The sequence below is a fragment of the Streptomyces yaizuensis genome (assembly GCF_034961445.1).
Lineage (GTDB): Bacteria > Actinomycetota > Actinomycetes > Streptomycetales > Streptomycetaceae > Streptomyces > Streptomyces yaizuensis.
Genome location: NZ_BSBI01000012.1, coordinates 248,549 through 268,894 on the forward strand (window position 1 = coordinate 248,549; position 20,346 = coordinate 268,894).

Here is a 20,346-nt window from a genome sequence, read left to right on the forward strand (position 1 = left end):
CGTACGACGGCGGTGCCGGGGGGACGGCGGCGGAGGTCAGCGGGAGCCGCCGTCGACGGTGACGACCTGGGCGGTGATGTAGTCGGCGTCGGGCGTGCACAGCAGATAGATCGCGCCGGCGGCCTCCGCCGGTGTGCCGGGCCGGCCCAGCGGGTTGACGGACACCACCCGGTCGAGCACGGCCCGGCTGACGCCGACCTTGATCTTCCGGCCCTCGATCTCGACGAACGTGTCGTCGTCGGCGGTCGCCTCGGTCATCCGGGTCAGGATGAACCCGTAGGCGACGGCGTTGACGTTGACCTTGTAGCGGCCCCACTCCTTGGCCATGGTCTTGGTCAGCCCGATGACCCCGGCCTTGGCGGCGGAGTAGTTGGCCTGGCCCGGGTTGCCGTACTGGCCGGAGACCGAGGAGACGTTGACGACCTTGCGGTGGTGGTCGGTCGGGTTGGCCCTGATGTACGGCTGCGCCGCCCGCAGGATGCGGAAGGGCGCCTTGAGGTGCACGTCCAGGATCGCGTCCCACTGTTCGTCCGTCATCTTCTGGATGACGGTGTCCCAGGTGTAACCGGCGTTGTTGACGATGATGTCCAACCCGCCGAACGTGTCGACGGCGGTGTTGACGAAGCGTTCGGCGAAGCCCTCGTCGGTGACCGAGCCGACGCAGGCGACGGCCCTGCCGCCGGCGGCGACGACGTCCGCCACAGTCTCCTCGGCGGGCTGCCCGTCGAGGTCGTTGACGACGACGGACGCGCCCTCGGACGCGAGCCTGAGGGCGACCTCGCGCCCGATGCCGCGGCCGGAGCCGGAGACGATGGCGACCTTGCCGTCCAGAGTTCCCATGGTGTGCGACTTCCTTGTCGTGTGAGGCGATCGGCTCAGTCGGTGGTGACGGTGGCGGATCCCCGGAGGGTCACGGTGCCGTCGGGAAGGGTCACGGTCAGGTCGATGCGGGCGAGCCCGTCCGTCACGCCGGTGACGGTGCCGTGGCAGACGGGCTCCGCGTTGACCGGGGTGATCGCGGAAAACCGCACCTCGTAGGAGCGGATGCGCTCCTGCGGCACCCAGTCGGTGAGCAGCCGGCCCAGAGTGGCCATCGAGAGCATGCCGTGCCCGAACACGTCGGGGATGCCGACGGCACGGCAGGCGTCGATGTCGATGTGGACGGGGTTGTGGTCGCCGGAGGCACCCGCGTAGAGGGCGAGCACCGTACGGGTGACCTTCGGCGCCTTGAGGGTGAAGCGGTCGCCGGCGGTCAGGGTCGGGGGCCTCATCGGGCCGCCTTCGGGTCGCGCACGACGATCGTGCTGGTGAGCGTGGCGACCGGGGCGCCGTCACGGGAGACATGGGTGGCGCGGACGATGAACTCCAGCGCGCCGCCCTTCTTGCTGAGGACGTCGGTGACCTCGGTCCACAGCGTCAGGGGCTCGTTGGCGCAGACGGTGTCGTGGTATTCGAACCGCTGCCCGCCGTGCAGGACGGTGCGCACGTCGATCCCCAGGTCGGCGAGGAACCGGCCGCGGTCGGGGTTGTCCATTTCCAGACAGAAGAGGAACGTCGGCGGGACGGGCAGATCGCGGTGGCCGGCGGCCCGCGCGGCCGCCAGGTCGGTGTAGACGGGGTCCTGCTGGCCGGTGGCCCGCGCGAAGAACCGCAGCCGGCTCCGCTCGGCCACGGCGGTGAACGCGTCGGTACGGGTACCGATGATGCCGCGGTCGACGGGCACGGCTCAGCCCACCTTCTCGAAGAGGGTGACGACCCCGGCGGTGCCCAGGCCCAGATTGTGCTGGAGCCCGAGCGTGGCGCCCTCGACCTGACGGGCCCCGGCCTCGCCGCGCAGCTGCCAGGTGATCTCGGCGGTCTGCGCCAGTCCGGTCGCGCCCAGCGGATGCCCCTTGGAGAGCAGCCCGCCCGACGGGTTGGTCACCACCCGGCCGCCGTAGGTGTTCTCCCCGTTGCGGATGAACTCCTCGGCGCCGCCCTCCTCGCACAGGCCCAGGGCCTCGTAGGTGAGGACCTCGTTGACGGTGAAGCAGTCGTGGAGTTCGACCACCGGGATGTCCCGGGGATCGACGCCGGCCCGCTCGTAGACCTCGCGGGCGGCGGCGCGGGTGACGTCCGCGCCCACCAGCGAGATGGCGCTCTTCCGGTCGAACAGGTCGTCGGCGTCGGAGTGGAGCGCCTGGGCGGCGACCGCGACCTCCGGCGTGAGGCCGTGGGCGCGGGCGAACTCCTCGGAGCAGACGACCGCCGCGGCGGCGCCGCAGGTCGGCGGGCAGCACTGGAGCCGGGTCAGGGGGCCCGCGATCGCCGGACTCGCCAGCACGTCGTCCAGGGTGATCGGGTCGCGGAAGACGGCGTACGGGTTGTTCGCCGCGTGGGCGCGGGCCTTCACCGAGACCCTGGCGAAGGTGTCGGGGCGGATCCCGTACTTCCGTGCGTACTCGATGCCCGCGGCGGCGAAGTACTGCGGGGTCATCGGCAGAGCGGGGTCGATGTCGTGGAGATCGCCGAGCGTGGCGGTGAAGTCGGCCAGCGGGGTGGGCCGGTCCGTCCACTTCGCGCCCAGCGCGCCCGGCGGCATCTGCTCGAAGCCGACCGCGAGCGCGCACTCGACGGCCCCGCTCTCCACGGCCTGCCGCGCGAGCCAGAGCGCCGACGACCCCGACGCGCAGTTGTTGTTCACGTTCAGTACCGGGATCCGGGTCCTGCCCAGCTGATACACCACGCGCTGACCGCAGGTGGAGTCCCCGTACACATAACCGGCGTACACCTGCTGGATCCGGTCGTATCCCACCCCCGCGTCCGCCAGAGCGGCCCGGACCGTTCCCACCCCCATGACGTCGTACGGATCGGCTGTACTCGGCTTGGCGAACGGGATCATCCCGACCCCGGCGACCAGGACTCGACGCCCCATCGAACCTCCCCAGTTGCAGTTAGTCGAAATTCACTTTCCTGTCATGGGAGGGCTGCTGTCAAGCATCGGTGGGCACATCGCGGCGGGAAGTGGCGGTCAGGGCGGGTTCCGTGGCGAGGGCAGGGCCGCGGTACGCGGGGCGCGCGCGAATGCCCCCGGGGCGGCCGTGCGAAGGCTTACCGCTGCTCCGCGGGGCGGATGTTCCCGGAGCTGGCTCAGAGCCAGTCGCGGCGCTTGAACACGACGTACAGGCTGGTGCAGACCACAGCCATCAGGGCGATGGCGAAGGGGTAGCCGCCCACCCAGTGCAGCTCCGGCATATGGTCAAAGTTCATCCCGTACACCGTCCCCACCAGCGTCGGCGCGAAGAGGATGGCCGCCCAGGACGAGATCTTCTTGATCTCCTCGTTCTGTTCGAAACCGGCTTCCGCCAGCGCCCGCATCTCCGCGTTCTGCTGCTGCGTCACCAGCGTCGCGTTCACGGTGAGGATGTCCGCGAGCGCCTGGCGGAAGCCGTCCACGCGTTCGCTGGTGTGGGTGACGTGGTCGGCGACGTCCCGGAGGTGGCTCTGGAGTTCCTCGTCGATGCCGTACTTGGTGAAGCCCGCCATCAGGCCCTGCAACATGCCGAGCAGCGGGCTGGTCGCCCGCTGGAACTCGACCATCTCGCGGGCCAGTTCGTAGATGCGGCGGGAGACCGCCGGGTCGCCGCCGAAGACCTCGGTCTCGATCTCGTCGATGTCGTTCTGGACGCCGGCGACCACCGGGGCGTAGCCGTCGACCACCGCGTCCAGGATCGCGTACAGCACCGCCTCCGGGCCCAGCGCCAGCAGCTCGGGGGTCTCCTCCATGCGGCGGCGGACGGCGGAGAGGTCGGGGGCCGCGCTGTGGCGGACGGTGATCAGGAAGTCCTTGCCCAGGAAGACATGGAGTTCGCCGAAGTCGACCTCCTCCTGCGCGTCGAGGTAGCGGGCCGCGCGCAGCACCACGAAGAGGGTGTCGCCGTACCGCTCCAGCTTGGGGCGCTGGTGGGCTTCGAGGGCGTCCTCGACCGCGAGTTCGTGCAGGTCGAATTCGGCCGCCAGGGAGAGCAGCTCCTCCGCCGTGGGGCGGTGCAGGCCGATCCAGGCCATGCCGTCCGGATACGCGCGCAGCCGGCGGTAGGTCTCCGCGAGCGAGTCCGGTTCCGCGACCCGGTGGCCGTCCCGGTAGACCACCGCTTCCACGACACTGGCCCGGTCCTGCGGTACGGGACAGTCCGCCCCCGGTGCCGCCGGGGTGGGCGGCCCGGGCGGGGACCCCGGTGCGGGGTCGGGGGAGCGGCGCCACGGGTGGCGTCTGGGGTACAGCGACATCGCGGTCTCCACCTCCCTGCGGCTGCCTGGGGACGACCGGCTGCGCGGGCAGGATATCCGGAGCGTCCCGCCCGGGCAGGACGGGGGAGGGGCACACCGTGCACACGGCGCACACCGTGCACACGGCGCACACAGGGTGTACGGCGTACACGGGGCAGAAAGGGGCAGAACGGGAGGACACGGGTCGGCCAGAGGCCTTCTTGAGGACAGAAGGTGTCCGCAAGGCTCGTTACCGTGGGGCCATGGTCACCAGGACGACGACGCACCCCGTACTCGGCACCCGCGCCCTCAACCGGGCCACCCTCGCCCGGCAGCTGCTGCTGCGCCGGGTGCCCCGGGCCGAGCTGTCGGTCACGGACGCCGTCGGGCAGCTGGTCGGGCTCCAGGCGCAGAACGTCCGCCCGCCCTACGTCGCGCTGGCCGCCCGGCTCGCGGACTTCGCTCCCGGGGAGCTGTCCGCGCCGATGGCCTCCCGCGCGGTCGCCCGCATGGTCACCCTCCGCTCCACCCTCCACACCCACACCGCCGACGACTGTCTCGCGCTGCGGCCCCTCGTCCAGAGCGGCGGACCCGACCGGGAGCTGAGGATGTTCCGCACGGGACTGACCGGCGTGGACCTCGACCGGCTCGCGGCCGTGGCCCGGGAGCTGGTCGAGGAGGAGCCCCGCACGATGAAGCAGCTCCGCGAGGCCCTGGCCGTCCACTGGCCCGACGCCGACCCCTTCGCGCTCTCCGTCGCCGCCCGCTGTCTGCTGCCGCTGGTGCAGGTCACCCCGCGCGGGCTGTGGGGCGCCGGCGGACAGGTCGCCCTGACCACCACGGAGCGCTGGTTCGGCCGGCCCGCCGGGCCGGCGGCCACCGCCGAGGACACCGTCCTGCGCTATCTCGCCGCGTTCGGCCCGGCCTCGGTCAAGGACATGCAGACCTGGTCCGGGCTGACCCGGATGCGGGCCGTCTTCGACGGGCTGCGGCCCCGGCTGGCCGTCTTCCGGGACGAGGCCGGGACCGAGCTGTTCGACCTGCCCGACGCGCCCCGGCCCGACCCCGGCACCCCCGCCCCGCCGCGCTTCCTGCCCGAGTTCGACAATCTGCTCCTCTCGCACGCCGACCGCTCCCGCGTCATCGCCCGCGACGAGCACAGGAACCTCACCTGGCGCGGCAACCAGTCCTGCCCCGCCTTCCTCCTCGACGGCTTCCTCGCCGGGACCTGGCGGCTCACCGAGGACGCCGGGCGGGCGACCCTCACCGTCCAGCCCTTCGAGGAACCCGGCCGGGCCGCCCGCGGCGAACTGACCGCCGAGGCGGAACGCACCCTGCGCACCCTGTCGGCGGCCACCTCGTACGACGTGCGGTTCGAGGCCGTCGACGCCTGAGAGCGGGCCCCTACAGGCCGATGTCCCGGCTGCGGTGGTCCTCGAACGTCTCCCGCCGCATCAGCGGCCGTGACCGGCCCGCGCGCACCGCCACCACCGGCGGCCGGCCCGTCAGGTTGTACCCCGACGCCATCGACACGTGGTACGCCCCCGAGGCCGGCACCGCCAGGACATCGCCGGGCCGCAGATCGTCCGGCAGTTCCACCGACTCGGCGAGCACGTCCCCCGCCTCGCAGTGCCGGCCGACCACCGTCGTCGCCCGCATCGGCGCCGCCGTCGACCGCCCCACCCGGCGGACGGTGTACCGCGCTCCGTACAGCGCCGGCCGGGGGTTGTCGCTCATCCCGCCGTCGACAGCGGCGAACACCCGGCCGCCCGTGCGCTTCACCGCCAGCACGCGGTAGAGCGCCACCCCCGCCGGCGCCATGATCGAACGACCGGGCTCCACCGTCAGCCGGGGCACCGGGAAATCGGCCGCCGCACAGGAGCGGATCAGCTCGTCGTGGATCCGCCGCCCGTACGCGGCCGGCGCGGGCGCCGGGTCCCCGGGCCGGTGGGCCACCGCGAAACCGCCGCCGAGATCCAGCTCGGGCAGGGTGATCCCGTGCCGGTCCCGGATCCGGGCCAGCAGCGGTACGAGCCGCCGCACCGCGCGGGCGTAGGGCTCCGGAGAGGAGATCTGGGAGCCCAGATGGCAGTGGAGACCGACGAGTTCGAGACAGGGCTGACCGACCACCCGGGCGATGGCGTCCTCGGCGTCCCCGTTCGCGAGGGAGAGCCCGAACTTCTGCCCCTCGCCACCGGTGCGGATCTTCCGATGGCCCCCGGCCTCGATCCCGGGCAGCACCCGCACCATCACCTGCTGCGGCCCGGGGCCCGGCACCCGCGCGGCCAGCGAGGCGATCTCGCCGGCCGAGTCGATGACGATCCGGCCCACCCCGAGCCGCAGCGCGGTCCGCAGATCCGCCGGCGACTTGGCGTTGCCGTGCAGGACGATCCGCTCCGCCGGGAAGCCCCGGGTGGCGGCGAGTTCCAGCTCGCCCGCCGAGCAGACGTCGAGCCCCAGACCCTCCTGCTCCATCCAGTCCACCACCGCCCGGCACAGGAACGCCTTCGCCGCGTACACCACGTCGGCGTCCGGCAGCGCCCGCCGCCAGGCCCGCGCACGGGCGCGCACCTCGTCCTCGTCCAGGACGTAGACGGGCGTGCCGTACCGTTCCGCCAGCTCCAGCAGCGGAACGCCGCCGACCGTCACGTCCCCGCCGGGCGCCAGTGTCGCGGAGGCGGGCCACACCGAGGGGGCCATCAGCCGCTCCGGCAGGGTCGTGGGGAGCGCGGGTACCGTCGTCATCCGTCCACCTCTGTCCACGTCGCTGTCTCTGCTTCGTTCGTCACGGTCGTCACGGGGCCGCCGGCGGGTTCAGTCGAGGAAGGGGTGGACCGTGCCGGCCGTGGTCCGCAGAAAGCCGATGGAGCCGAGCACCCCCCACGCGTCGGGACCGCCGGCCGCCCGCCGTCCGCACACCGGGGCCGGGGCGCCACGCCCGGCGCCCCGCCGGGTCACGGGCGCGGTGGGCCGGGGGTCCACCGCCACCGCGGTCACCCCGAGCGGTTCGGCGAGCACCCGCAGCGCGGGCTCCGCCAGCCTGATCCACCGATGCCCCTCGCCGAAGACGGCGGCGAGCCGTTCCGGGGTGGTGAAACCGACCGCCGTGCGCGTGCCCGGCGGCGTCCGCAGGAAGCACAGCTGGCGGCCACCGGCGGAGCCGAGCCTGACCGGCACGTACAGGGGCGCCGCCGGGTGGGTTTCGTCGGGTTCGTCCGGCTCACCGGCCCCGTCCGGCCCGGCGGCCGTGCCCACGGTGCCGACAACAGCGGTGGTGTGCGTGGTGTGCGTGGTGTGCGCGGTGTGCGCGGTTTCCGCCGCGCCGATGAGCGTGTCCATGGTTCCTCGGTCCTCCGCGGTGAGCTGTCCGGCCACCGGCCCGCGCCCGGCCGCCGTACCCGATGGGCACGGCGGGTCCGGCCGGGCGGACCGGCGCTGAGGCCGGCGAGGAACCACTGGGGAGAGCGCGTCCCCGCCGACTCTTCGAAGCTATGCCCGCCGGCGCGCCCACCGGGGCCGCCATGACGCACCACTGACTGTCCGGGCCCGCACTTTGACATGCCCCTAGCGCGCCCCGCCCGCGCGCCCCGGACACGACCGGCCGACGGGCCCTTGCGCGTACGGACACGAGCGGCCCCGCGCGCACGACACGGCGGGCCTTGCGAGTACCGGCGCGGAGGGCCCCTTCGCGCACGGGCCCCTTCACCCACCGACACCCGCCGGCCGCCCAAGCCCCCCCCTACGGCAACAGCCCCGCCCGGCGGGCCGCCACCACCGCCTCCAGCCGGGTGTGCGCCCCCAGCTTCCGCATCGCCGCCCGCAGATACCCCTTCACCGTCTCCGGCCGCAGCCCCAGCCGCTCCGCCGCCGCCGCGTTCGTCGACCCCGCCGCCACACACGCGAGCACGTCCACCTCCCGGGGCGCCAGCGCCACCCCCGCCCGCGCGCTCTCCGGATCCACCAGCACCCGGGTCGGCGCCCCCGCCAGGGCCAGCCGGCCGCACACCGCCAGCAACTGGCCGCGCAGCACCGGATCGCTCACCCGGGGCGCCAGCGCCCGCAGTTCGCCGTGGACCTCGCGGACCTCCTCCCACACCGCCGGACCCATCCGCGGATCCCGCGCCATCGACAGCAGCCCCTGCACCTCGTCCCGTACCACCAGCGCCTGTTCCACGTCCCGGGCCGCCGCCACCGCCTCGTCGAACGTCCGGTCACCCAGCGGCACGGGCCGCCGCAGCGCCCCGTACAACACCCCCCGCACCTTGCGCCGCACCACCACCGGAACCGCCAGGACCGAGCGGAGCCCCTCCGCCAGCACGGGCCCGTCGTACTCATGGCTGATGTGCCGGGCCTCGTGGTAATCGGTCACCGCGCAGGGCCGGGAGAGCGCGATCGACTTCCCCCCCAGACCATTGCCCGCACAGATCGACAGGCCCTGGAGCGCACTCGTCTGCGCCCCGCTCAGCTGGGCGATCCGCAGCCGCTGGGCGTCGTGCAGCAGCCCCCCGAACGCGATCGGGATCCCCGTGGCCCGGCGCAGCCGCAGCAGCGCCGCCCGCATCTCCACCGCCTCGGCCGGCTCGGACACCGTTCCACTCCCTCCGGTCTCCCGCCGCCAGGCGCCGCGGGGGGCCACCCCCCGATCGGGGGTGGTGAGACGTACGTCACTGATTACACGATGCTACTGAGTGTCGAGGCAATGAGGAGGGCGCATGACGGATGGCGGCGCGACCGAGGAGTTCCGGGCGGCCCGGGACTTCCTGCTGCGGCACCGGGAGGACTACCGGCGCGCGTACGACGGGTTCGTCTGGCCCCGGCCCGCGCGCTTCAACTGGGCCCTCGACTGGTTCGACGCCATCGCACGGGACAACGACCGCACCGCCCTGCACATCGTCGAGGAGGACGGCTCCGAGGTCCGGCTCTCGTTCGCCGAGCTGTCACAGCGCTCCGACAAGGTCGCGAACTGGCTCAGCGCCCAGGGCGTCGCGGCAGGTGACCGCATGATCGTCATGCTGGGGAACCAGCGCGAGCTGTGGGAGACCGCGCTCGCGGCGATGAAGCTGCGCGCCGTCGTCATCCCCGCCACCCCGCTGCTCGGACCGACGGACCTCAGGGACCGGGTGGAGCGCGGCCGGGCCGCGCACGTCCTGGTACGCGCCGGCGACACGGCCAAGTTCGACGGCGTGCCCGGCGACTACACCCGGATCTCGGTCGGCCCCCGCACCCCCGCCGGATGGATCCCGTACGAGGAGGCGGCCACCGCCGACGCCGGATTCCGCCCCGACGGGATCACCCGATCCGATGACCCCCTGATGCTCTACTTCACCTCGGGAACCACTGACCGCCCCAAGCTCGTGGAGCACACCCACACCTCCTACCCCATCGGTCATCTCGCCACGATGTACTGGATCGGGCTGCGCCCCGGCGATGTGCACCTCAACATCTCCTCGCCCGGCTGGGCCAAGCACGCCTGGTCCAACCTCTTCGCCCCGTGGAACGCCGAGGCGACCGTCTTCATCCACAACTACCGCCGCTTCGATGCGGCCCGGCTGATGGCCGAGATGGACCGGGCCGGTGTGACGTCCTTCTGCGCACCCCCGACGGTGTGGCGGATGCTGATCCAGGCCGACCTGACCCAGCTGCGCACCCCGCCGCGCGAGGCGGTCGCCGCCGGGGAGCCGCTGAACCCCGAGGTCATCGAGACCGTACGGCGGGAGTGGGGGGTGACCGTCCGGGACGGCTTCGGCCAGACGGAGACCGCCGTCCAGGTCGCCAACACCCCCGCCCAGCTGCTGAAGGCCGGCTCCATGGGCCGCCCCAGCCCCGGCTACCGGGTGGAGCTGCTGGACCCCCTGACCGGTGCGCGCGGAGCCCCCGGCGCGGCGGAGGGCGAGATCGCCCTCGACCTGTCCGCCCGCCCGGTGGGCCTGATGACCGGATACCACGGCGACCCCGCCCGCACCGCCGACGCGATGGCCGGCGGCTACTACCGCACCGGCGACATCGCCGCCCGCGACGGCGACGGCTATCTCACCTACATCGGCCGCGCCGACGACGTGTTCAAGGCGTCCGACTACAAGATCTCGCCGTTCGAGCTGGAGAGCGCGCTGCTGGAGCACGAGGCGGTGGCCGAGGCGGCGGTGGTGCCCGCGCCCGACCCGGTCCGGCTCGCCGTCCCCAAGGCGTACATCGTGCTCGCGGAGGGATGGGAGCCCGGCCCGGAGACGGCCCGGACCCTCTTCGCCCACTCCCGCGCCGTCCTCGCCCCCTACCAGCGGCTGCGCCGTATCGAGTTCGCCGAACTGCCCAAGACCGTCTCCGGGAAGATCCGCAGGATCGAGCTGCGCGAGCGCACGGCCCGGGGCTCGACCGCCGAGTACGACGAGGGAGACCTGGCATGAACGCTCCACCGAGCGAGGGCCCCGGCACGGGAGCGCTCTCGTACGACCACGGCACCGGCACCGCGCCCCTCCTCGGGGACACCATCGGACGGAACCTGGACCGGGCCGTCGCCGCCCACCCCGGCCGGGACGCCCTGGTGGTCGCGGGCGGACCCCGCTGGACGTACGCCGAGTTCGGTGCAGCCGTCGACGAACTGGCCCGCGCCTTCCTGGGCATCGGCGTCGCCCGCGGCGACCGGGTCGGGATCTGGGCGGTCAACTGCCCCGAGTGGGTGCTCGTCCAGTACGCCACCGCCCGGATCGGCGCCGTCCTCGTGAACATCAACCCCGCCTACCGGGCGCACGAACTGGCGTACGTCCTGCGCCAGGCCGGGGTCTCGGTGCTGTGCGCGTCCCTCTCCCACCGCACCAGCGACTACCGCGCCCTGGTGGACAGCGTCCGGGCCGACTGTCCGGAGCTGCGCGCCGTGCACTACATCCAGGACACCAGCTGGGACACCCTGCTGGCCGCCGCCGCGCCGGTGACCGGGGCCGAGCTGGCCGCCCGCGAGGCCACCCTCTCCTGCGACGACCCGGTCAACATCCAGTACACCTCGGGCACCACCGGCTTCCCCAAGGGCGCCACCCTCACCCACCACAACATCCTCAACAACGGCTACTTCGTGGGCGAGACCCTCGGCTACACGGAACGGGACCGCATATGCATACCCGTCCCCTTCTACCACTGCTTCGGCATGGTGATGGGCAACCTCGCCGCCACCTCCCACGGCGCCTGCGTGGTGATCCCCGCCCCGGCCTTCGACCCGGCGGCCACCCTGCGCGCCGTCGCCGACGAGCGCTGCACCTCGCTGTACGGGGTGCCGACGATGTTCATCGCCGAGCTGAACCTGCCGGACTTCGCCGCCTACGACCTCACCTCGCTGCGCACCGGCATCATGGCGGGCTCCCCGTGCCCGGAGGAGGTGATGAAACGGGTCGTCACCGAGATGCACATGGCGGAGGTGTCGATCTGCTACGGGATGACCGAGACATCGCCGGTCTCCACCCAGACCCGCCGCGACGACGACCTGGAGCGCCGTACCGCGACGGTCGGCCGGGTGCTGCCCCATGTCGAGATCAAGGTGATCGACCCGGACAGCGGGGTGACCCTGCCCCGGGGCCGGGCCGGTGAGCTGTGCACCCGTGGCTACGGGGTGATGGCCGGCTACTGGGGCGAGCCGGAGCTGACCGCCGAGGCCGTCGACCCCGGGCGGTGGATGCACACCGGAGATCTGGCCGTCATGCGCGAGGACGGCTGCGTCCGGATCGTCGGCCGGATCAAGGACATGATCATCCGGGGTGGGGAGAACGTCTATCCCCGGGAGATCGAGGAGTTCCTGTACGCGCATCCGAAGGTGTCCGACGTCCAGGTGGTGGGGGTCCCCGACGAGCGGTACGGGGAGGAGATCCTGGCCTGCGTCATCCCGCGCGACCCCGCCGACCCGCCGGGCCTGGACGAGATCGCCGCCTTCTGCCGGGACCGGCTCGCCCACTACAAGATCCCGCGCCGACTGGCGGTCCTGGACGCGTTCCCGATGACCGTCAGCGGCAAGGTGCGGAAGGTGGAGCTGAGGGAGCGGTATGCGGGGGAGGGCAACGGCTGATCCCCGCCCGCCCCGGGCCCGGCCGCCGTTCCCCGGACGCGCGGCCGGGCCCGGGACAGGCAGCTCACCCGGGCAGGTCACCGCCTCAGGGGCGCGGCAGCTCCCGGCGCATGCAGACCCGGGGCCACCGGTCCAGCCCGATCTCCCGCTCCGTGCGGCGGATCGCCCGCAGCCCCTCGGTCTCCTCCGCCTCCGGCAGCACCCGGAACCCCAGCCGGGCGTAGTACGGGGCGTTCCACGGCACCTCGGAGAACGTGGTCAGGGTGAGGGCGCCGAGCCCGCCGGCCGCCGCCCGGTCGCCGAGGTGGTCGATCAGGGCGCCGCCCAGGCCGCGCCGGGCGCCGTCCGGGTGGACCGAGACCTGTTCGATGTGGGCGGCACCGTCGACATCCTCGTGGATCAGATAGGCGAGCGGACGGTCGTCCCCGTCCGCGAGGACCCAGGCGCGCCCGGCCGCGCGGAACTCCTCCAGCAGGGCGAGGGCCGGGGGCTCGTCGTCGGCGATCGCCGCCATGCCGAGGGCGCGGAACGGCTCGCCGGCCGCTCGCTCGATCTCCTGGAGCAGGGGAAGGTCGGCCGGGGTGGCCGGTCGGATGGGCATGGGGAAAGTATCGCCCGTCCGTGTCGCCGCAGGCCGGGCGGGTGCCGGGAGGGGTCGAGCGGGTGCCGGGAGAGGCCGAGCGGGTGCCGGGGCGGGCGCGGCGGGTGCCGGGCCCGCCCCGGGGCACGGGCCGTCAGCCGCCCGAGGCGGAGACCAGATCCGCCGCCGGCCCGTTCACCGGCCGGGGCCCGCCGGCGCGGTCGAGGACGAAGAGCGGTACGCCCAGCTCGTCCGCCCGGTCCCGGGCGTCGTCGGCGTACCCGCCGAGCGCGAAACAGGCCGTGGCGGCCGGGGCCGTCAGCCCGTTCAGCCACAGGCACTCCACGGCCCGCAGATCGACGGGGTCCGGCGCCGGGTCGACCCGGGCGATCAGACCGGGGCCGCGCAGCCCCACGGCCTCGCCGTCGAACGGCCCGCCGGGGCCGCCCACCCCGGCGGCCTGACTCTGCCGCCGGACCTCGGAGAAGCCCAGCCACCGCAGATACCGTTCGGTGACGGCGACGGCGTCCCGCGCGGTGTGGATGGCGACCGGCCGGAAGGACGGGCGTCCCGCGCGGGCCGTACGCGGCAGGGGGATGTGCGACGGCGGCACCGGCGGCACGTCCGGCTCCGGGGCGGTGGCACGCGGGACCTCGCGCGGGGCGGGCGGCACGGCCTCGTCCGGCGGCGCCGGTTCCACCGGGCGGACCGGTATCCGCAGCAGCGCCCCGCACGGGCAGCCGAGTTCGGGCTGCGGCCAGTAGTCCTGCCGGCCGCAGCCGTGGCAGCGCACCAGCACCCATTCCTCGTCCCAGGTGCGGCTGACCACGGGCTCCGGCCGGGCCCCGGGCAGCAGCGGCGGCGCCACCGGCGCTCCGCACGCGCAGGGGTAGCCCGGCGGGGCGAAGAGATGCTCGTACCGACAGGACGGGCAGCACACCGGGACGGCATCGGCCATGGCACTTCCCCATCCGCTCTCGCCCGTCACGGCGTCCATCGTCCACCAACCGCGCCGCCGGAGCGAGCGGGTTGGGCCAAGGCTTGACGCGATCGGGACCACCCTCCTCGATTCGTTCCATGTATCAGAAGATGTATTCCGTAATGCGGAAATCGAGGGGGAGTGGGGGGCGTTGTTTCCGTGCGCCCCCCGGGGCCGGCGGCCCCGCGTTAGGTTGACCGGGTGCGATTGAGAGTGGAGTTCACGACCGAGCCCTTCGACCTGGACGAGCCGCCCGCCCACGCGGTCGCCGCCCGGGAGGTGATCCAGACGGGCGAGCTGGAAGCGGTGGACGTCGGGCCGTTCGGCAATACCGCCGAGGGCGGCGCGGACGCCGTGCTCGCGGCCGTCGGCGCGCTGCTGCGCCGCAGTCTGGACGCGGGGGCCACCCGGGTCTCGCTCCAGCTCAACGTGGTGGGGGAGGCGGAGCGCCGATGACCCGGCCCAAGGCCCGGCCCGGAGAACACCCGCTGACGAGCGCCGTGCGCCCGCTGGCCGACGCGCTCGGCGCGGAGCTGCTTCCCCCCGACCGCGCGGGCCCGGACGACGTCGTCCTCGCCTGGGAGGGGGAGAACGTGGTCGCGGTGCGGCTGCCCCAGCTCTCCGAGTCGCTGGACCGGATACTGGCCGGGCTGGAGCGCCGCCACGGCATGCCCCTGTCCGAACTGGACCGCAGGACCAAGCAGATGGTCGTACGGACCCTGGAGGCCCGGGGTGCCTTCGCCGTACGGCACGGGGTGGAGACCGTCGCCGGTGCCCTCGGGGTCAGCCGCTTCACCGTCTACAACTATCTGAACAGGGAGAACGCGGCCGGTCAGGGGTGAGCCGCCCGCCTTCCGCCGTGGGCGGCGGCTTCGCCTTCCGTGCCGCCGTCCGCACCCGCCGTCCGTATTTTTTCAACAAAGCGTTGACGTTGCTGTGGTGAAGGCGTTAGCTGTGCGCAGCTTGTTCGACGCACAGCGAAAACAGCCACGGAGGCTCCTGTGACGACGAGTTCGCCGACTCCGCAGCGTTCGCCGAGTTCACCGCCGGCCGCCCCGACCGTCCCGGCCGCCCCCGGTCCGCCCGCCGGGCTCCTGCGGTTCAACGCGGCCGCCGACGCCGACGCCCTGACCACCCTGCACGCGGTGTGCGCCAGCCGGGCCTGGGCGAAACGGGTCCTCGCCGGCCGCCCCTACCCCCGTACCGGGGAACTGCTCACCGCGTCCGACGACGCCCTCGCGCGGCTGACCGCCGACGACCTGGCCGAGGCGATGGCGGGCCACCCCCCGATCGGCCGCCCCACCCCCGGCGACGCCACCTCCGCCCGCGAACAGAGCGGCATGGCCACGGCCGGCGACCGCGTCACCGCCGACATGCTCGCGCTCAACGACGCGTACCAGCGCAGATTCGGCCATGTCTTCCTGATCTGTGCCACCGGGCTGACAGGGGAGCAGCTGAGGGACGCGCTCCGCGCCCGCCTCGGCAACCCGCCCGAGCGCGAACGCGAGATCGTCCGCACCGAGCTGCGCGGCATCAACCGCATCCGGCTCACCCGGCTCGCCGCACCCCCCGCCACGGTCTCCACCCACATCCTGGACACCAGCGCCGGCCGCCCCGCCCCGGGCGTCACCGTCACCCTCGCCGCCCGCGCCCAGGACACCGGCGACTGGACGGCCCTCGGCGGCGGCACGACCGACGCGGACGGACGGTGCACGGGCCTGCCGGAACTGCCGCCGGACACCGCCGAGGCCCGCCTCACCTTCCGCACCGGCGACCACCTCGCCGGCCGCACCCCGGGCGGCCGCGCCTTCTTCCCCGAGGCGACGATCGTCTTCGCCCCCGCCCCCGGGGAACACCACCATCTCCCGCTCCTGCTCAACCCGTTCGGCTACTCCGTCTACCGAGGGAGCTAGTACGCACATGCCAACGATTCTCGGACAGAACCAGTACGGCAAGGCGGAAAATCGCCTCGTCAGGATCACCCGGGACGGCACCACCCACCACATCAAGGACCTCAACGTCTCCATCGCCCTCTCCGGCGACATGGACGACGTCCACCACTGCGGTTCCAACGCCCATGTGCTGCCGACCGACACCACCAAGAACACGGTGTACGCGTTCGCCAAGGAGCACGGCGTCGCCTCCGCCGAGCAGTTCGGCATCCACCTCGCCCGCCACTTCGTGACCTCGCAGGAGACGATCCACCGGGCGCGCGTGCGGATCGAGGAGTACGCCTGGGAACGCATCCCGCGGGGCGGGGACGGCCGCGAGCACTCCTTCGTCCGCAGCGGGCGCGAGAGGCGGGTCTGCGAGATCACCTACGACGGCGGACGCTGGCAGGTCATAGCGGGCCTGACGGATCTCACCGTGCTGAACTCCACCGACTCCGAGTTCTGGGGGTACGTCAAGGACAGGTACACGACCCTCAAGGAGGCGTACGACCGGATCCTCGCCACCGACGTCTCCGCCCGCTGGCGCTACCGCTGGAGCGCGGACGCGGCGCCGATGCCCGACTGGGACGCCGCCTACGCGCGGGCCAGGGCCGAGATCCTGGCGGCGTTCGCCGGGACGTACTCGCTCTCCCTCCAGCAGACGCTGCACCGGATGGGGACGGCGGTCATCGAGAGCGGCGACCTCGTCGACGAGATCCGTTTCTCGCTCCCCAACAACCACCACTTCCTGGTGGACCTCGAACCCTTCGGCCTCAAGAACGACAACGAGGTCTACTTCGCGGCGGACCGCCCCTACGGCTTGATCGAGGCCACCGTGCTCCGGGAGGGCGCCGAAGCGCTGATCCCGGTCGATCTCACCCTGGTCTGACCTCCCTCCCCCCGGTCCGACCCCCGCCGCCACCGCCCTGCACGGCACCCCGCCGGACCCGGAGAAACGAGGACCGTCATGGCGGTATCCCGCATCGTCATCGAGCACTGTGCCATCGCCACCGTCGACGCCGACGACACCGAGTACGCCGACGGCCATGTCGTCGTCGCGGACGGGCTGATCGAGTCCGTCGGACCGGGCCCGGCCCCCGCGGGCCTGGAGCACGTCGTCCGCCGCGTCGACGGCACCGGCCATCTCGTCACCCCCGGCCTGGTCAACACCCACCACCACTTCTACCAGTGGCTCACCCGGGGCCTCGCCACCGACCACAACCTCTTCGACTGGCTGGTCGCGCTCTACCCCACCTGGGCCAGGATCGACCAGCCGATGGTCCGCGCGGCCGCCGAGGGCTCCCTCGCCATGATGGCCCTCGGCGGGGTCACCACCGCGATGGACCACCACTACGTCCACCCCCGGGGCGCGGGCGACCTCTCCGCAGCCGTCATCGGCGCCGCCCGCGACCTCGGCCTCCGCTTCACCCTGGCCCGGGGCTCCATGGACCGGGGCGAGTCCGACGGCGGACTGCCGCCCGACTTCGCCGTCGAGACCCTCGACGGCGCGCTCGCCGCCACCGAGGAGACCATCGACCGCCACCACGACCCCTCCTTCGCGGCGATGACCCAGATCGCCGTCGCGCCCTGCTCCCCCTTCTCCGTCAGCACCGACCTCATGCGCCGGGGCGCCGAACTCGCCCGCCGCCGGGGCGTACGGCTGCACACCCACGGCTCGGAGACGGTCGAGGAGGAGCGGTTCTGCCATGAGCTGTTCGGCTGCGGCCCCACCGACTACTTCGCCGAGACGGGCTGGCTCGGACCGGACGTCTGGATGGCGCACTGCGTCCATCTGCACGCCACCGACATCGCCGCCTTCGCCCGCACCGGCACCGGCGTCGCCCACTGCCCCTCCTCCAACGCCCGGCTCGCCGCCGGGATCGCCCCCGTCCCCGACCTGCTCGCGGCCGGCGTCCCCGTCGGCCTCGGCGTCGACGGGACGGCCTCCAACGAAGCCGGCGACCTGCGGACCGAACTGCGCAACGCCCTGCTCGTCAGCCGGCTCGGCCCCCACCGCGAGGCCGCCCTCACGGCCCGCGGGGCGCTGCGTCTCGGCACCCACGGCGGGGCCCGCGTCCTGGGCCGGGCGGACGCCATCGGCTCGCTGGAGGCGGGCAAGCTCGCCGATCTGGTCCTGTGGCGCCTGGACACCCTCGCCCACTCCTCCATCGCCGATCCGGTGGCGGCGCTGGTGCTCGGCGCCCCCGCGCCCGTCACCCTCTCCCTCGTCGGCGGCCGGCCCGTGGTCGAGGACAACCACCTCGTCACCGTGGACGAGGACGCCGTCGCCCGCGCCACCCGCGCCGAGGCCCGGCGCCTGGCCCGGATCGCCGCCGGGGACTGACGCCTTCCGGCCGGCCGGGCCCGTACCGCACCACCGTCGTACGGGCGGGCCCGCGCGCCGTACCGCCACCACCTGCCGTGCCGTCACCGCCGCGCCGCCGTACCGCCTCCTCGCCGCCCCCACCCTCCCGGCCTCCCCCGCCGGACGCGCACCCACCGGAGGAACCGCCGTGCCCCGAGCGCCCAGGTACCGCAAGGACGCCCCCGCCGGACCCGAACCCACCGGACCCGCCCCCGGCCCCCCGCCGCAGGTCGCGCCCCGCCACCCCGTCGACCAGGTCCTCCCCCCGGCCCGCCTCGTCACCAGCGGATTCCAGCACGTCGCCGCGATGTACGCGGGCGTCGTCGCCCCGCCCATGATCGTGGGGCCCGCCGTCGGCCTCGGCGCGCGGGACACCGCGTTCCTGATGGGCGCGAGCCTCTTCACGGCGGGCATCGCCACCCTCCTTCAGACCCTGGGCGTCCGGCGGATCGGCGCCCGCCTCCCCTTCGTCAACGGGGTCTCCTTCGCCGGGGTGACGCCGATGGTCGCCATCGGACGGGACCGCGGCGAGGAGGGCATCGCCGTCATCCTCGGCGCCGTCATCGTCGCCGGGCTGCTGGGGCTGCTGCTCACCCCGTACTTCTCCCGCCTCGTCCGCTTCTTCCCCCCGGTCGTCACCGGCACGGTGATCACCCTGATCGGCCTCTCCCTGCTGCCCGTCGCCTTCGGCTGGGCCCAGGGCGGACAGCCGGGCGCCCCCGGCCACGGCTCGGCGCGGAACATCGGGACGGCCGCCCTCACCCTGGCCGTCGTGCTCGTCCTGCGCCGGGCGCTGACCGGGTTCCCGCGGCAGATGGCGATCCTGCTGGGACTGGTCGTGGGCACCCTCGTCGCGCTGCCCCTGGGCATGGCCGACCTCGGCGCCGTCCGGGACGCGGACGTGGTCGGCTTCCCGACGCCGTTCCACTTCGGCGCGCCCCAGTTCGAGATCGCCGCGATCGTCTCCCTGTGCGTCGTCATGCTGGTCTGCATGACGGAGTCCACCGCCGACATGCTCGCCCTCGGCAGGATCGTCGACCGGCCCGCCGACCGGCGCGTCATCGAGGCCGGGCTGCGCGCCGACACCCTCGGCAGCGCGCTGAGCCCCCTCTTCAACGGGTTCATGTGCAGCGCCTTCGCCCAGAACGTGGGGCTGGTCGCGATGACCGGGATCCGCAGCAGGTTCGCGGTCGCCGCCGGCGGCGGCATCCTCGTCGTCCTGGGGCTGTTCCCGGTGGCCGCCTCCGTGATCGCGCTCGTCCCGCTGCCGGTGCTCGGCGGCGCGGGCGTCGTCCTCTTCGGCACCGTCGCCGCGAGCGGGATCCAGACCCTCGCCGGGGCCGCCCTGGAGAAGGGCGAGAACTGCCTGATCGTGGCGGTGTCCCTGGGCATCGGACTGATCCCCGTCGCGGCACCGGCCTTCTACCACGACCTCCCGAAGGACGCGCTGGTCGTCCTGGACTCGGGCATCTCCACCGGCTGTGTCGTGGCCATCGTGCTCAATCTGGCCTTCAACCACCTCGGCCGCCGCACCCGGGCGGAGCGGCCCGTACCCGGGGCGGCCCGCTGACCCCGCCGGGAAGGATGACGGCGGCGGGCCGGGCCCGCCGCCGTACGCTCACTTGACCTCGGTCAGCAGCCCTGTCGCCACATCGAAGACGAAGCCGCGCACCGCGTCGGTGTGCGGCAGGAAGGGGCTGCTCCGGATCCGGCGCGTCGACTGGCGTACGTCCTCGTCCAGATCGGGGAACGCCTCCGGCGCCCACCAGGGCCGCAGCCCGGTGTCCTCCTCGATCTCCCGTTTGAAGACGTCGTCGGTGAAGGTGAGCATCCCGCAGTCGGTGTGGTGGATCAGCATGATCTTCCGGGTCCCCAGCAGCCGCTGGCTGATGGCGAGGGAGCGGATGGTGTCCTCGCTGACCACACCCCCCGCGTTGCGCAGGACATGGGCGTCGCCGGCCCGCAGGCCCAGGATGGAGTAGATGTCCATCCGGGCGTCCATGCAGGCGACGACCGCGAGTTTGCGGGCGGGCGGCAGGGCCAGCGGCCCGCTGAAGGTGGTCGCGTAGGCCTCGTTGTTGACCAGGTACTCATCGGTCGCGGACATGGCGTTCCCCAAGCTCTCTGGAATCATCCGGACGGTTGTGGGGAAAGGTAGCGATCCGGAAATCGAACGCGGGGGAAAAGGGTCCGATACGC

20 protein-coding genes are annotated in these 20,346 nt (G+C 73.4%); 9 read left to right on the forward strand and 11 right to left on the reverse strand.

What is annotated here, in order from left to right; translation table 11 throughout:
* Nucleotides 1–36: 36 nt before the first annotated feature.
* The 5 genes from SYYSPA8_RS26950 to SYYSPA8_RS26970 form a co-directional block, all read right to left on the reverse strand.
* A complete protein-coding gene (locus SYYSPA8_RS26950) occupies nt 37–840 on the reverse strand; it encodes an SDR family NAD(P)-dependent oxidoreductase (RefSeq protein ID WP_323449925.1) in 804 nt (267 codons plus the stop codon).
* Nucleotides 841–875: 35 nt separating this feature from the next.
* Nucleotides 876–1,271: a MaoC/PaaZ C-terminal domain-containing protein gene (locus SYYSPA8_RS26955; protein ID WP_323449926.1), complete on the reverse strand. Its 396-nt coding sequence runs from the start codon at nt 1,269–1,271 to the stop codon at nt 876–878.
* Nucleotides 1,268–1,723, reverse strand: coding sequence for a MaoC family dehydratase N-terminal domain-containing protein (locus tag SYYSPA8_RS26960; protein ID WP_323449927.1), 456 nt, complete (start codon nt 1,721–1,723; stop codon nt 1,268–1,270). The genes SYYSPA8_RS26955 and SYYSPA8_RS26960 overlap by 4 nt, the downstream gene beginning before the upstream one ends.
* A 3-nt stretch (nt 1,724–1,726) precedes the next feature.
* Nucleotides 1,727–2,914, reverse strand: a complete 1,188-nt coding sequence (locus SYYSPA8_RS26965) for a lipid-transfer protein (RefSeq protein WP_323449928.1) — start codon at nt 2,912–2,914, stop codon at nt 1,727–1,729.
* A 215-nt stretch (nt 2,915–3,129) separates the two neighbouring features.
* On the reverse strand, nt 3,130–4,269 hold the full coding sequence (locus SYYSPA8_RS26970) for a magnesium and cobalt transport protein CorA (protein ID WP_323449929.1): 1,140 nt from the start codon (nt 4,267–4,269) through the stop codon (nt 3,130–3,132).
* Nucleotides 4,270–4,511: 242 nt separating this feature from the next.
* Here SYYSPA8_RS26970 and SYYSPA8_RS26975 point away from each other — a divergent pair, with 242 nt between their 5' ends.
* Complete coding sequence (locus SYYSPA8_RS26975; RefSeq protein ID WP_323449930.1) at nt 4,512–5,642, forward strand: winged helix DNA-binding domain-containing protein; 1,131 nt, start codon at nt 4,512–4,514, stop codon at nt 5,640–5,642.
* A gap of 10 nt (nt 5,643–5,652) precedes the next feature.
* On the opposite strand, the gene lysA is transcribed toward SYYSPA8_RS26975, so the two are convergent.
* From lysA to SYYSPA8_RS26990, 3 genes are all read right to left on the reverse strand, one after another.
* The gene (gene lysA, locus SYYSPA8_RS26980; protein ID WP_323449931.1) at nt 5,653–6,993 is read right to left on the reverse strand and encodes a diaminopimelate decarboxylase; all 1,341 of its coding nucleotides are present in this window, start codon (nt 6,991–6,993) and stop codon (nt 5,653–5,655) included.
* Between the two features lie 69 nt (nt 6,994–7,062).
* The gene (locus SYYSPA8_RS26985; RefSeq protein WP_323449932.1) at nt 7,063–7,587 is read right to left on the reverse strand and encodes an SAV_915 family protein; all 525 of its coding nucleotides are present in this window, start codon (nt 7,585–7,587) and stop codon (nt 7,063–7,065) included.
* A gap of 400 nt (nt 7,588–7,987) precedes the next feature.
* Entirely contained in the window at nt 7,988–8,836 is an 849-nt protein-coding gene (locus SYYSPA8_RS26990) for a helix-turn-helix transcriptional regulator (protein ID WP_323449933.1), read from the reverse strand.
* A gap of 124 nt (nt 8,837–8,960) precedes the next feature.
* Here SYYSPA8_RS26990 and SYYSPA8_RS26995 point away from each other — a divergent pair, with 124 nt between their 5' ends.
* Together SYYSPA8_RS26995 and SYYSPA8_RS27000 are read left to right on the forward strand one after the other, a co-directional pair.
* Nucleotides 8,961–10,649 carry an AMP-binding protein gene (locus tag SYYSPA8_RS26995; RefSeq protein ID WP_323449934.1) on the forward strand — a complete coding sequence of 563 codons (1,689 nt, stop codon included), beginning with the start codon at nt 8,961–8,963 and terminating at the stop codon, nt 10,647–10,649.
* On the forward strand, nt 10,646–12,292 hold the full coding sequence (locus SYYSPA8_RS27000; RefSeq protein WP_323449935.1) for an AMP-binding protein: 1,647 nt from the start codon (nt 10,646–10,648) through the stop codon (nt 12,290–12,292). Before SYYSPA8_RS26995 ends, SYYSPA8_RS27000 begins: the two co-directional genes overlap by 4 nt.
* A gap of 85 nt (nt 12,293–12,377) precedes the next feature.
* Here SYYSPA8_RS27000 and SYYSPA8_RS27005 read toward each other — a convergent pair whose 3' ends face one another.
* Together SYYSPA8_RS27005 and SYYSPA8_RS27010 are read right to left on the reverse strand one after the other, a co-directional pair.
* Nucleotides 12,378–12,893 (reverse strand): GNAT family N-acetyltransferase, encoded by a 516-nt coding sequence (locus SYYSPA8_RS27005; protein WP_323449936.1) that lies wholly within the window; start codon nt 12,891–12,893, stop codon nt 12,378–12,380.
* Between the two features lie 133 nt (nt 12,894–13,026).
* On the reverse strand, nt 13,027–13,830 hold the full coding sequence (locus SYYSPA8_RS27010; RefSeq protein ID WP_323449937.1) for a hypothetical protein: 804 nt from the start codon (nt 13,828–13,830) through the stop codon (nt 13,027–13,029).
* A 222-nt stretch (nt 13,831–14,052) separates the two neighbouring features.
* Between SYYSPA8_RS27010 and SYYSPA8_RS27015 the strand changes: the two genes are divergently transcribed.
* The 6 genes from SYYSPA8_RS27015 to SYYSPA8_RS27040 all read left to right on the forward strand — a co-directional run bounded on the left by SYYSPA8_RS27015 (nt 14,053) and on the right by SYYSPA8_RS27040 (nt 19,717).
* Nucleotides 14,053–14,307 (forward strand): hypothetical protein, encoded by a 255-nt coding sequence (locus tag SYYSPA8_RS27015; RefSeq protein ID WP_323449938.1) that lies wholly within the window; start codon nt 14,053–14,055, stop codon nt 14,305–14,307.
* Nucleotides 14,304–14,693, forward strand: coding sequence for a helix-turn-helix domain-containing protein (locus tag SYYSPA8_RS27020; RefSeq protein ID WP_323449939.1), 390 nt, complete (start codon nt 14,304–14,306; stop codon nt 14,691–14,693). Before SYYSPA8_RS27015 ends, SYYSPA8_RS27020 begins: the two co-directional genes overlap by 4 nt.
* A 159-nt stretch (nt 14,694–14,852) precedes the next feature.
* Nucleotides 14,853–15,764: a 2-oxo-4-hydroxy-4-carboxy-5-ureidoimidazoline decarboxylase gene (gene uraD / locus SYYSPA8_RS27025; RefSeq protein WP_323449940.1), complete on the forward strand. Its 912-nt coding sequence runs from the start codon at nt 14,853–14,855 to the stop codon at nt 15,762–15,764.
* Between the two features lie 7 nt (nt 15,765–15,771).
* Nucleotides 15,772–16,671, forward strand: a complete 900-nt coding sequence (gene pucL / locus SYYSPA8_RS27030) for a factor-independent urate hydroxylase (protein ID WP_323449941.1) — start codon at nt 15,772–15,774, stop codon at nt 16,669–16,671.
* A gap of 78 nt (nt 16,672–16,749) precedes the next feature.
* Nucleotides 16,750–18,126, forward strand: a complete 1,377-nt coding sequence (locus SYYSPA8_RS27035; protein WP_323449942.1) for an 8-oxoguanine deaminase — start codon at nt 16,750–16,752, stop codon at nt 18,124–18,126.
* 169 nt (nt 18,127–18,295) lie between these two features.
* Nucleotides 18,296–19,717 (forward strand): nucleobase:cation symporter-2 family protein, encoded by a 1,422-nt coding sequence (locus SYYSPA8_RS27040; protein ID WP_323449943.1) that lies wholly within the window; start codon nt 18,296–18,298, stop codon nt 19,715–19,717.
* 48 nt (nt 19,718–19,765) lie between these two features.
* On the opposite strand, the gene SYYSPA8_RS27045 is transcribed toward SYYSPA8_RS27040, so the two are convergent.
* Entirely contained in the window at nt 19,766–20,254 is a 489-nt protein-coding gene (locus SYYSPA8_RS27045; protein WP_323449944.1) for a beta-class carbonic anhydrase, read from the reverse strand.
* Between the last annotated feature and the right edge of the window lie 92 nt (nt 20,255–20,346).